The organism is Streptomyces sp. NBC_01264 (genome assembly GCF_026340675.1).
Taxonomy (GTDB): Bacteria; Actinomycetota; Actinomycetes; order Streptomycetales; family Streptomycetaceae; genus Streptomyces.
Genome location: NZ_JAPEOX010000001.1, coordinates 641,821 through 653,757, shown reverse-complemented (window position 1 = coordinate 653,757; position 11,937 = coordinate 641,821). Strand labels below are relative to the sequence as shown.

The following is an 11,937-nucleotide window of genomic DNA, read 5'->3' as shown; positions in this document are numbered from 1 at the left end:
CGACGGCCCAATCGGCGCGCGCCACGAACAGCCCCGGCGTCACCCGGTCGGCGCGGCCGCGACCTGCGGTTTCGCGCAACTGCCCGGCGTGCCGGGCGTGTCGCGCCCCGCTAGCGTCGGCAGCGTCCGGAGTCCTTGGATTCCGCGAGGGGGGTCCCGCTATCCGCCTGTGCGAGAGGCCGAGCCGATGCTGAAGGACGCTCCGATAGCCCCGATGGTCCCGATGACCAGCCTGATCCGTGTGGAGAAGGGCGTGGCCGCTCCCGAGGAACTCGCCGCGATCGCGGTGGTCGTCGCCTGCTTCGCCCGCCGCAACTCCGCCGGAGCGGGGACGGCCCCCGCCCGGGCCGCCCGCCGCCCGGCCCCCGCGCACCACGGCTCCGGCTGCTGGGCGGGCTGCTGGGCCTGCGGCTGACGCGGACCGGCACGGGACGGACCGGTCCGGCACGGTTCGGACCGGCACGGTTCCGCAGCACCCATGAACGCCCCTGCCCCCGGCCCGCTTACGGGCCGGGGGCAGGGGGACCACTCGGCGTACGGGCCGCTCAGGCCCGGCGCAGCACCGTGGACAGCGCCTCGGACAGCGCGGCCTGGGCATCGGCCGCCGGACCCTGCGAGCGCCACGCGACGAACCCGTCGGGTCGCACCAGTACGGCGCCCTCCGGGGACATGGCGTGCACCTCGCTCCAGTCGGCGCCCTCCTCCTGCACCAGATCCGTGCCGGGAGCGCCGGCGGACCCGATGGCGTAGGCGTCCAGCTTCACCGACAGCCGCTCGGCCACCCGTTCGGCCGCCGCCTGCCACGGGGAGCCCGCGCCGCAGAGCAGCACGAACGCGGTCTCGTACAGGTCCAGCGTGGAGACCCGCTCGCCGTCGGCCCGGGTCAGCCACATGTGCGGGGCCCGCGTGCCGGGATCGCCCTTCATGCGCATCCCCTCCGGGATGACGGGCCGGTCCGGTGAGGCGCCGACGAAGGCGCCGCTCGGGTAGGCGTAGGCCATCGCCGTCGTCAGGACCCCGCTGCCCGGTCCGCCGCCCATCGTGGGCGGCGGCGCGTACCCCGGGTGGCTGTGCTCCGCCGAACGGGCGGAGGCGCGCTGGGCGGTCGCCACGGCCACCGGGTGGCGCTCCGCGCCGTAGGTCTCCAGCAGGCCCGTGCCCGCCGATCCGTTCAGGACCGCCGCGATCTTCCAGGCCAGGTTGTGCGCGTCCTGGATACCGGTGTTCGAGCCGAACGCGCCGGTGGGGGACATCTCGTGGGCCGCGTCGCCGGCCAGGAACACCCGACCGGAGGAGTACTGCTCGGCGATCCGTTCCGCCGCGTGCCAGGGGGCCTTTCCGCCGATCTCCACGTCCAGGTCCGGCACGCCGATCGCGGCCCGGATCTGCTCCCTGCACCGCTCCTCGGTGAAGTCCTCCAGGGTTTCCCCCTGGTCCGGGTGCCACGGGAGGTGGAAGACCCACTGGGTGTCGTTGTCCACCGGCAGCAGCGCCCCGTCCGCACCGGGCTTCATCAGATAGCAGACGATGAACCGCAGGTCGCCCAGGACCTCGACGAGCCGCCGCGAGCGGAAGGTGACGCTGACGTTGTGGAACAGCTCGCCGCTGCCCGTCTGGGGGATGCGCAGTTGCTCGCGCACGGGACTGCGCGGGCCGTCCGCCGCGATCACGAAGTCGGCGCGCACGGTGATGTGCTCCCCGGTCTCCCGGTCCTTGACCAGCGCGTTCACCCCGGTCTCGTCCTGGTCGAAGCTCATCAGCTCGGTCGAGAACCGCACGTCGGCACCCTGCGCGCGGCTCTGCGCGGCGAGGATCGGCTCGATGTTGTTCTGGCTGCACACGCACCAGGCGCTCGGGCTGAACTTGCTGAGTGCCCCGGCCGGGTCGATGGCCTTGACCAGCCATTTGTGGTCGCCGCCGAGCAGGGACTGCGTCTGCAGGATGCCCATGTTGTTCTCCAGGGCGGACGCCGCCTGCCGGATGGCGCCCTCCGCCCCGGCGACCCGGAACAGCTCCATGGTCCGGGCGTTGATACCGCGCCCGCGCGGGTGGTCGGAGGTGCCGGCGTGCTTCTCCACTACCAGGTGCCTGATGCCGTGGCGGCTCAGGAACAGCGAGGTGGACAGACCCACGAGGGAGCCGCCCACGACGAGAACCGGTACGCGAACATCTGCCGTGTCTTCCATCAGCTGCGAGCTCCTGAATCTGTGTGGGGGGAGTGCACTCTTTTATGCCCCCGATCGCCGGCCAAGCCCAGGAGATACGCCGGTTGTCACCCGCTTGATCCGGAGATGTAGCGCTACGTCCGCACCCGGATGACGATGAGCGACAGCGGTGCCCCCGAAGACACGCCGGCCTGCCGTCCCCGCGACGGCCGCCGGACCGGGGCGCCGGCGCCGATGACGGACGAGGGTCCGTACGCGATGAACATCCCCGCCCTCCCTCAGGGCCCTCACGAAGGAGTGAGCAGATGACGACCACCCTGTCCGAACGGGTGTCACAGTCCGCTTTCGACGGATCCATGCTCCGGGTCGTCCTGCTGATGGACCTCCACGAGGGAGCCCAGCAGCGGTTCTTCGAGGCGTACGAGCAACTGCGCCACGACATCGCGTCCGAACCGGGCCACATCAGCGACCAGCTCTGCCAGTCCTTCGAGAACCCCTCCCAGTGGCTCATCACCAGCGAGTGGGAGAGCGCACCGCAGTACCTCGCCTGGGTCAACAGCGAGCACCACGCCGAACAGGTCCGCCCGCTCGGCGCCTGCGCCCGCGCGATGCGCCCGCTCAAGTACACCGTCCTGCGCGAGACCGGCCGCGGCTACCAGGACGCGCAGCGGCCCAGGGGCGCCCGGCTGCAGGAAGCGCCCCGGCTCGGCGCCGACATCGTCCGCCACGCCCTGACCTTCACGGTCAAGCCCGGCAGTGAGAAGGAGGTCGCGGCCCTCCTCTCCAGCTACGCCTCCCCGGCGGCCGACGTCGACGGCCACACCCGGCTCTGCCGCACCACGCTGTTCATGCACGGCAACCGCGTCGTGCGTACGGTGGAGGTCCGCGGGGACCTGATGTCGGCCCTGCGGCACGTCTCCGAGCAGCCCGAGGTACGGGCCGTCGAGGAGGCCATCAACCCCCACCTCGAACAGGACCGCGACCTCGGCAACCCCGAGTCCGCCCGGATGTTCTTCATGAAGGCCGCGCTCCCGGCCGTCCACCACGTCGCCGCCCGCGAGGCCGGCGCCGCGGACCGCCCCGACGTACGGCGCCACGCGCTGTTCTACCCGGCCAAGCCCGGCTGCGGACCGGCACTGGCCCGGTTCCTCGCCCGGCAGGACGAGGAAGCGGCCCACCGGCCCGACGCCCCGACCGTGAGCAGCAGCATCTTCCAGCGCGACGACATCGTCGTACGCCTCATCGACGTGCGCAGCCCGCACGGCGCCGGGCTGGAAACCGCCTTCGGCGTCAAGGGACCGCGCAAGGCGGCCGTCCTCGCCCGCCTGATGGCCGGACCCCCCGACGGGTTCGACGGATCCGCAGGGTCCGAGGGGGCCGCCGCGTCCGCGGTCCGCCACACCATGAGCCTGATCACCGACCGCCGGGCCCCCGCCGAGAAGTAGCCCGCGGCGCCCCCCCCGGAACCACAGGACCCCCCACCCATCAGCCCCGTCCAGGCTCCCCACTGCCAGGAGGAACCCCCGCCATGACCAGACAAAGCCCACCGCACATCGTGGACCTCAGCGAGACGCAGCCCAACACGCGGCGCGGCGGCGACCTGAGGGCCGTCCTCACACCGACCTCGGTGGGCTGCACCAGCGGCTTCATGGGCCTGGCCGTCATGGCGCCGGGCGAGCACATCGCCGAGCACTACCACCCGTACTCCGAGGAGTTCGTGTACGTGGTCGCCGGCGAGCTGGAGGTCGACCTCGACGGCGAGGCCCACCCGCTCCTCACCGACCAGGGACTCCTCGTCCCGATGAACGTGCGCCACCGGTTCCGCAACGTCGGCGGCACCGAGGCCCGCATGGTCTTCCACCTCGGACCCCTCGCCCCCGACCCCAAGCTCGGGCACGTGGACACCGAGGAGGCCGTCCACCCGGAAGGCTCCGCCTGGGAGCGGCCGCCGGACCGCGCGGGAGCGGTCTCGTGACCCGCCGACGCGTGGCCGTCACCGGGGTCGGCGTCGTCGCCCCCGGTGGGATCGGCGCCTCCGCCTTCTGGGAGCTGCTCTCCAACGGCCGTACGGCGACCCGCGGCATCACCCTCTTCGACCCGACCGGTTTCCGCTCCCGGATAGCCGCGGAGGTCGACTTCGATCCCGCCGCACACGGCCTCGGCGCCGAGGAGGCGGCCCGCGCGGACCGGTACATCCAGTTCGCGCTGGTCGCCGCCGCCGAAGCCGTGCGCGACGCCGGACTCGACCTCACCACGGACCAGGCCTGGCGCACCGGAGTCTCCCTCGGCACCGCCGTGGGCGGCACCACCCGCCTGGAGAACGACTACGTGGCCGTCAGCCAGTCGGGCGACTGGTGGGACGTGGACCACCGGCTCGCCGGGGCCCACCTGCACCGCGCCTTCACCCCGGCCACCCTGGCCTCCGCCGTCGCGGAGAAGACGGGAGCGCGCGGACCGGTCCAGACCGTCTCCACCGGCTGCACCTCCGGACTCGACGCGATCGGCTACGCCTTCCACTCCATCGCCGAGGGCAAGATGGACGTCTGCATCGCCGGCGCCTCCGACTCGCCCGTCTCGCCGATCACCGTGGCCTGCTTCGACGCCATCAAGGCCACCTCTCCCAACAACGACGACCCCGCCCACGCCTCCCGGCCCTTCGACGCCGACCGCGACGGCTTCGTCCTGGGCGAAGGCGGAGCCGTCCTCGTCCTGGAGGAGCTGGAACACGCCCGGGCGCGCGGCGCGACCGTCTACTGCGAGATCGGCGGCTACGCCACCTTCGGCAACGCCCACCACATGACGGGCCTGACCACCGAGGGCCTGGAGATGGCCCGCGCCATCGAAACCGCCCTCGCCCAGGCCCGGACCGACGCCCGCGCGATCGACTACGTCAACGCGCACGGCTCCGGGACCAAGCAGAACGACCGCCACGAGACCGCGGCCGTCAAGAAGGTCCTGGGCGACCACGCCTACAAGACGCCGATGACCTCCATCAAGTCCATGGTGGGGCACTCCCTCGGCGCCATCGGGGCGATCGAACTGGCCGCCTGCGTCCTGGCGATGACCCACCAGGTCGTCCCTCCCACGGCCAACTACGAGACCCCCGACCCCGAATGCGACCTGGACTACGTCCCGCGCGTCGCCCGCGAGCGCACCCTGCGCAACGTGCTCTCCGTCGGCAGCGGCTTCGGCGGCTTCCAGTCCGCGGTCGTCATGACCCGCCCCGATGAGCGCAAGGAGGAGGTGGTCTCGTGAGCGTCCGTACGGTCATCACCGGCATCGGAGTCGTCGCCCCCAACGGCATCGGCGCCGAGGCCTTCTGGAAGGCGACTCAGTCGGGCGCCTCGGTCCTGGGACGCGTCACCCGCGAGGGCTGCGAACACCTCCCGCTGCGCGTGGCGGGCGAGGTACAGGGCTTCGACCCGGCCTCGATGGTGGAGGAACGCTACCTCGTCCAGACCGACCGCTACACCCACCACGCCCTCGCCGCGGCGGACCTCGCCCTGGAGGACGGCCGGCTCGGCCGCGCCGACTACGAGGACGACCCCTTCTCGGTCGGCGTGGTCACCGCCGCCGGATCGGGCGGCGGCGAGTTCGGCCAGCGCGAGCTCCAGCACCTGTGGGGCCAGGGCCCGCGCTACGTCGGCCCGTACCAGTCCATCGCCTGGTTCTACGCGGCCAGCACCGGGCAGATCTCCATCCGCAGGGGCCTCAAGGGCCCCTGCGGGGTCGTCGCAGCTGACGAGGCGGGCGGACTCGACGCCTTCGCGCACGCCGCCCGGGCCATCCACCAGGGCAGCAAGGCCATGCTCGTCGGAGCCACCGAGGCGCCCCTGGCCCCGTACTCCATCGTCTGCCAGCTCGGCTACGAGGCCCTGAGCACCCATGAGGACCCGGAGCGGGCCTACCGGCCCTTCACCGAGAAGGCCTGCGGCTTCGTCCCCGCCGAGGGCGGCGCGATGTTCCTCGTCGAGGAGGAGCGGGCGGCCCGGAGCCGCGGCGCGTCCGTCCGGGCCCTGCTGGCCGGGCACGCGGCGACCTTCACCGGCCCGCACCACCCCGAACGGGCCGACGCGTCCGCCGAGGGCCTGGCCCACGCGATCAAGGGCGCCCTGAGGGACGCGGGCTGCGCCCCCGAGGAGGTCGACGTGGTCTTCGCCGACGCGCTCGGCACCCCGGAAGCAGACCGGGCCGAGGCGGCCGCGGTCCTCTCCGCCCTCGGAGCGCACGGCCGCAAGGTGCCGGTCACGGCACCCAAGACCGGGACGGGCCGGGCCTATTGCGCGGCCCCCGCCCTCGACACCGCAGCCGCGGTGCTCGCCCTGGAGCACGGCATCGTCCCGCCCACGCCGAACGTGTTCGACGTGTGCCACGACCTCGACGTGGTGACCGGCAGCGCCCGCCCGGCACAGCTGCGCACCGCGCTCGTGCTGAGCAGGGGCCTCATGGGCTCCAACGCCGCGCTCGTCATCCAGATCCCCTCCTAGAGACAGAAGGAGCCGCTCATGTCCGAACGACTGACCGTCGAGGAGCTGGCCGCCCTGATGAAGTCCGGGGCCGGCATCACCGTGGACCCGGCCGACATGAAGAACCGACCGGACTCCCTGTTCGACGACTACGGCCTCGACTCGCTGGGCCTGCTCGGCATCGTCGGGCTGCTGGAGAACCAGCGCGGCCGGGCCCTGCCCACCGACGCGGACCGCTGCAAGACCCCCAAAGAGTTCCTCGACCTCGTCAACACCAGCCTCATGACCGGAGCTTGAGATGGCAGGACACACCCAGAACGAGATCGTCGTCAAGGCGCCCATGGAGGCCGTCTGGGAGATGACCAACGATCTCCCCAGCTGGCCCGGGCTGTTCAGCGAGTACGCCTCGCTGGAGATCCTGGAGGAGGACGGGCCCACCACCCGCTTCCGCCTGACGATGCACCCCGACGAGAACGGCACCGTGTGGAGCTGGGTCTCCGAACGCACCCCCGACCCCGTCACCCGCACCGTGCGCGCCCGCCGGGTCGAGACCGGCCCGTTCGAGCACATGGACATCCACTGGCAGTACTTCGAGGTCCCCGGCGGCACCCGGATGGTGTGGACCCAGGACTTCGCGATGAAGCCGACGGCACCCGTCGACGACGACTGGATGACGGCGAACATCAACCGGAACTCCAAGGTCCAGCTGGAACTGATCCGGGACAAGATCGAACAGCGCGAACGCGAGAGCCGCACGCCCGCGGCCAGCCGCGTCTGAGACGAAAGGCAGCACACCGGATGCACCGCGCCCTCATCGTGGCCCGCATGGCGCCGCAGTCCGCCCCCGACATCGCTGAGCTCTTCGCGGCCTCGGACGCGGGCGAGCTGCCGCACCTCGTCGGGGTCACCCGCCGCAGCCTCTTCCAGTTCGGCGACGTGTACATGCACTTCATCGAGTCGGACCGGCCCCCCGGCCCGGCCATCGCCGACGTGACCGGCCACCCGGAGTTCCGGGAGCTCAGTGACCGGCTCACCGCCTACGTCAGCCCGCACAACCCGGAGACCTGGCGCAGTCCGAAGGACGCCATGGCCCAGGAGTTCTACCGCTGGGAGCGCCCGGGCACGACCCGTACGGCTTGACCGTACGGACCGCCCCGCGCGCGAACGGCAGGCCTCGGGCCCCGCACCCTCCGGGTGCGGGGCCCGCCACCATGTCCGCGGACGGATTCCTCCGCGACCGGCGATCACCGTCGGGGTCGAAGAGGACGTGATTTCGCGCAGCGGCCGGGCAGTCGCTAAGGTGCCACGTCAACGACCGCCTCCGGTGCGAGCCGCGGGCAGGTCAGGGCTCTGCCGCAGCGCGTGCCACCTCCGCGGCTGCCGTGCCGGAACCTGCCTGCCCGGGTCTTGGAACACGGGGCGGCCTTCACGGCCGGACGTCGGGTTCCGGCCGACGGGGCAGGAGGAACGAGTGGCACAGGTCATCGCCGAGGTATCGAGGACGTTCAACGAATTCCTGCTCTTGCCGGGCCGGACCCGGACCGACTGCTCGCCCGCGAAGGTCGATCTGCGAACGCCCCTGGTGCGGCACGTCGTCGGAGAGCGGTCGGCGATCGAACTGGGCTCCCCCTTCACCTCCGCGATCATGCAGGCCGTCAGTACGCCGGAACTCGCCGTCGCGCTCGCACGCAACGGCGGTCTGAGCTTCCTGCACCACAACCGGTCGATCCAGGACCAGGCCGCGGCCGTCCGCCAAGTGAAGGACCACAAGGCCGGATTCGTCACCGGCGACACGGGCGCCATCGGCGACACCGGCGTCCGCGTGCGGGTGGGCGCGGGCATCAACACCCACGACTACCGGGAGCGTGTTCCCGCCCTGCTGAAGGCCGGCGCGGACGCCCTGTGCTTCGATTCCTCCGACGGCTACAGCGACTGGCAGGCGCAGGCCCTGACCTGGGTGAAGAAGTACTACCCGGAGATTCCGACCGGCGGCGGCAACGTGGTCGACGGCGAGGCGTTCACCTTCCTCGCCGAGGCCGGCGCGGACTTCGTCAAGGTCGGCGTGGGCGGCGGCTCCATCTGCATCACCCGCGACCAGAAGGGCATCGGCCGCGGCCAGGCCAGTGCGGTCCTGGACGTCGCCGCCGCCAGGGACGCCTTCCGCGACCGCACGGGCGAGTACGTGCCGATCTGCTCCGACGGCGGGCTGGTGCACGACTACCACGTGGCCCTGGCACTGGCGATGGGGGCCGACTTCGTCATGATGGGGCGCTACTTCGCCCGCTTCGACCAGGCGGCCGGAGCCAAGCTGCCCACCCGGGACGGCTTCGTGAAGGAGTACTGGGGCGAGGGCTCGAACCGTGCCCGCAACTGGCAGCGTTACGGGCAGGGGGGCCAGGGCCTGATCTTCGAGGAAGGCGTCGACGGCTACGTCCCGTACGCCGGCGACCTCGACGAGGGGCTCGCCGTGACCGTGGCCAAGCTCAAGACCACGATGGTGTCCTGTGGCTCCACCACTCTGCCGGAGTTCCGGTCCACGGCCCGGCTGACCCTGGTCTCCGACCAGAGCTTCCAGGAGAGCCACGCCACCGTCGCCCTGCGCGACGCCGTGGTGACCTTCGCCTGAGACTCCGCTTGCCGGCCGGCGCGGCGCCGGCACAAGGCGGAATACGGCCGTTCCCTTGAAAAGGCTGAACCACCAAGGCCCTCTTGTGGGTTGAGCCCTGGGTCCCAACAATGCGCATGACAACCGAAGGATCTTCGGTCGCATTGTCACCCAGAGGGGAACCCCCACATGAACAAGCCTCTCGCCGGCGCCGCGTTCGCACTGCTCCTCACCGGAGCGGTGGCCTCGCCTGCCGTGGCCCAGACACCCCGGGACACGTCAGCGCAGGCCGTCGCGGTCAACTTCGCCGGTACGGTCGCGCTCAGCAACTGCTCCGGCTCGGTCGTCCGCGTGCCCAGCTCGCAGCCCTCCGACCCCGCCCTCGTCCTGTCCAACGGCCACTGTCTGGAGTCCGGCATGCCGGCGGCCGGACAGGTCGTCAAGGACAAGGCGTCCAGCCGCACCTTCTCGCTGTTGAACGCCGCGGGCTCCAAAGTCGCGACACTGCGCGCGAGCAAGATCTCGTACGCCACGATGACCGACACCGACATATCGATCTACCAACTGACCAAGACCTACGCGCAGATCAGCAGCCAGTACGGCATCAACGCGCTCACCCTGAACGACGCCCACCCGGTACAGGGCACCTCGATCAAGGTGGTGTCCGGGTACTGGAAGCGAACGTACAGCTGCAACGTCGACGGGTTCGCCTACCGCCTCAAGGAGGGGGAGTGGACCTGGAAGGACTCCCTGCGCTACACCCCGGCCTGCAACACCATCGGCGGGACCTCCGGCTCCCCGGTGATCGACACGACGACCGGCAAGGTGGTCGCCGTGAACAACACGGGCAACGAGGACGGTGAGTCGTGCACGGTGAACAACCCGTGCGAGGTGGACGCGAACGGCGCCGTCACCGTTAGGCAGGGCATCAACTACGCGCAGCAGACCTACATCGTCGTCCCCTGCGTGGGCCCCGGTAACGCGATCGACCTGAACCGCCCCGGCTGCACGCTCCCCAAGCCGTAGCCAACGCGTCGGGGCCCGCCCGGAATCCGGACGGGCCCCGACGCCAGGGCGTGTCAGCCCTTGGGCACCACGATGACGACGGTGCTGCACACCTTGTCGGCGAAGGTCTGCTTTTTCTCGTCCCACAGCGGCCACAGGTAGCCGATGTAGCAGGCGATGCCGTCGAGGAAGTGCGCGAGCTTGCGCACGAAGGCCATGCCGAAACCGAGGACGTTGCCGTCCGCTTCGCGGCGGACGCTGATCCCGACGACCTTCTTGCCGATCGACTGGCCGGTCGAGCCTTCCTTGTAGAGCTGGAAGATGCCCATGCCGAGGGCGTAGAGCCAGCCGATCAGGAAGAAGACGCCCGGGCCGGCGGAGCTGGAGTCGTCGGCCATGGCGAGGTCGATGAAGCCGAGGGCGTACATCGGTCCCGCGATGATCAGACCGTCGAGGAGGGTCGCGCCGACGCGCAGGCCCCAGTGCGCCAGCGGCGGCATTCCGGCGCCCGGCACGGGCGGCATGCCACCCGGCATCCCGGCCGGCGGGTACGCGCCGTACGGCTGCTGAGGGGGGACGCCCGCGGGCTGCTGCGGGTAGCCGTACTGCGGGGGGACGCCCTGCGGTGCCTGCTGCGGGTAGCCGGGCTGACCCTGCGGGGGCTGCTGCTGGCCGTAGGGGTTGTTCGGGTCGCCGAAGCTCATGGCGAAGTCTCTCCAGGGGTGTGGCGGGGACGGACGGTCCGTGCGGAGGGACGTGGAACGAGCGGTTTGCCCCCCTGCGCAGCCGCGAACTTGCGGGGCCATGGTGTTAGTAACATCGGCCACTTGTCCAATCCGGTGCCACATGTGCCGTGCACGTGATGGACCGGTGTACACAGCATGGAGTCCCGGACCCTGAGGACGGGTCCGGGACTCCCGGGGCCACTTCGCTGACCGCTTCTACAACGACCGGCGCCCCTGCGGGTCACCGGTTCGGTGCCACGGCTACTTCGGCATCAGGACCGTGTCCACGATGTACACGGTGGCGTTCGCGGTCGGCACGTTGCCGCAGACCACATTGGACGTGCCGTTGACCTTGTAGGACTCGCCGGAGCCGGCGGTGGTCACCTTCCCGGTCTCCAGCGTGGTGAAGGAGCCGTTCTCCAGCTGCTTCGGCGTCAGCTTCTCGCCGACGACGTGGTACGTGAGGATCTTGGTGAGGGTGGCCTTGTCGGCGAGGACCTTGTCGAGGTCGGCCTTCGGGATCTTCGCGAAGGCGTCGTTGGTCGGCGCGAACACCGTGATGTCCTTGGCGTTGTTGAGCGTGTCGACGAGCCCGGCCTGCTTGACGGCCGCCACCAGGGTGGACAGCGCCGGGTTGTTGGACGCGGCGGTCGCGACCGGGTCCTTGGCCATCCCGTCGAAGCTGCCCGCGCCTTCCTTCGGAACACCGGCGCACGCGGCGCCGAAGGGGCCGTCCGACGTCATCGGCGCCGAGGCGTCAGCGGCGGGTGAGGAGGTGTCCGCGCTCGCTTCGGCGGTCGAACCGGCGGCCGCGTCCTTGCCGGAGCCGGAGTCGGAGCAGGCGGCCAGCGCGAAGGGAAGCACGGCTGCCGTGGCGACGGCGAGGGCGGTACGGCGGAAACGAAGGGCGCTCATGGTGTTCTCCAGAGAATGGGTTGGTGCATACGGAAGGAAGGAAGAAAGTGTGTGAA

At 71.1% G+C, this 11,937-nt stretch carries 13 protein-coding genes; 10 read left to right on the top strand and 3 right to left on the bottom strand.

Features of this window, described 5'->3' with window-relative positions:
- Window positions 1-187: 187 nt before the first annotated feature.
- On the top strand, window positions 188-415 hold the full coding sequence (locus tag OG435_RS02975; RefSeq protein WP_266875133.1) for an acyl-CoA carboxylase epsilon subunit: 228 nt from the start codon (window positions 188-190) through the stop codon (window positions 413-415).
- 130 nt (window positions 416-545) lie between these two features.
- On the opposite strand, the gene OG435_RS02970 is transcribed toward OG435_RS02975, so the two are convergent.
- Window positions 546-2,186 carry an FAD-dependent oxidoreductase gene (locus tag OG435_RS02970; RefSeq protein ID WP_266875132.1) on the bottom strand — a complete coding sequence of 547 codons (1,641 nt, stop codon included), beginning with the start codon at window positions 2,184-2,186 and terminating at the stop codon, window positions 546-548.
- A 284-nt stretch (window positions 2,187-2,470) separates the two neighbouring features.
- Here OG435_RS02970 and OG435_RS02965 point away from each other — a divergent pair, with 284 nt between their 5' ends.
- From OG435_RS02965 to OG435_RS02925, 9 genes are all read left to right on the top strand, one after another.
- On the top strand, window positions 2,471-3,610 hold the full coding sequence (locus OG435_RS02965) for a SchA/CurD-like domain-containing protein (RefSeq protein ID WP_266875131.1): 1,140 nt from the start codon (window positions 2,471-2,473) through the stop codon (window positions 3,608-3,610).
- Window positions 3,611-3,693: 83 nt separating this feature from the next.
- The gene (locus tag OG435_RS02960) at window positions 3,694-4,140 is read left to right on the top strand and encodes a cupin domain-containing protein (protein ID WP_266875130.1); all 447 of its coding nucleotides are present in this window, start codon (window positions 3,694-3,696) and stop codon (window positions 4,138-4,140) included.
- Window positions 4,137-5,420, top strand: a complete 1,284-nt coding sequence (locus tag OG435_RS02955; protein WP_266875129.1) for a beta-ketoacyl-[acyl-carrier-protein] synthase family protein — start codon at window positions 4,137-4,139, stop codon at window positions 5,418-5,420. The genes OG435_RS02960 and OG435_RS02955 overlap by 4 nt, the downstream gene beginning before the upstream one ends.
- Complete coding sequence (locus tag OG435_RS02950; protein WP_266875128.1) at window positions 5,417-6,652, top strand: ketosynthase chain-length factor; 1,236 nt, start codon at window positions 5,417-5,419, stop codon at window positions 6,650-6,652. Before OG435_RS02955 ends, OG435_RS02950 begins: the two co-directional genes overlap by 4 nt.
- A gap of 18 nt (window positions 6,653-6,670) precedes the next feature.
- Window positions 6,671-6,928, top strand: coding sequence for a phosphopantetheine-binding protein (locus OG435_RS02945; RefSeq protein ID WP_250743221.1), 258 nt, complete (start codon window positions 6,671-6,673; stop codon window positions 6,926-6,928).
- Window position 6,929: 1 nt separating this feature from the next.
- Window positions 6,930-7,409, top strand: coding sequence for an SRPBCC family protein (locus OG435_RS02940; RefSeq protein ID WP_266875127.1), 480 nt, complete (start codon window positions 6,930-6,932; stop codon window positions 7,407-7,409).
- A 20-nt stretch (window positions 7,410-7,429) separates the two neighbouring features.
- Entirely contained in the window at window positions 7,430-7,771 is a 342-nt protein-coding gene (locus tag OG435_RS02935) for a TcmI family type II polyketide cyclase (protein WP_266875126.1), read from the top strand.
- Window positions 7,772-8,102: 331 nt separating this feature from the next.
- Window positions 8,103-9,257, top strand: coding sequence for an IMP dehydrogenase (locus OG435_RS02930; protein ID WP_266875125.1), 1,155 nt, complete (start codon window positions 8,103-8,105; stop codon window positions 9,255-9,257).
- 168 nt (window positions 9,258-9,425) lie between these two features.
- Window positions 9,426-10,262 (top strand): trypsin-like peptidase domain-containing protein, encoded by an 837-nt coding sequence (locus OG435_RS02925; protein ID WP_266875124.1) that lies wholly within the window; start codon window positions 9,426-9,428, stop codon window positions 10,260-10,262.
- A gap of 53 nt (window positions 10,263-10,315) precedes the next feature.
- Here the strand turns inward: OG435_RS02925 and OG435_RS02920 are convergent, their stop codons facing one another.
- Together OG435_RS02920 and OG435_RS02915 are read right to left on the bottom strand one after the other, a co-directional pair.
- Window positions 10,316-10,945, bottom strand: a complete 630-nt coding sequence (locus OG435_RS02920; RefSeq protein WP_266875123.1) for an RDD family protein — start codon at window positions 10,943-10,945, stop codon at window positions 10,316-10,318.
- A 282-nt stretch (window positions 10,946-11,227) separates the two neighbouring features.
- On the bottom strand, window positions 11,228-11,881 hold the full coding sequence (locus OG435_RS02915; protein WP_266875122.1) for a fasciclin domain-containing protein: 654 nt from the start codon (window positions 11,879-11,881) through the stop codon (window positions 11,228-11,230).
- Between the last annotated feature and the right edge of the window lie 56 nt (window positions 11,882-11,937).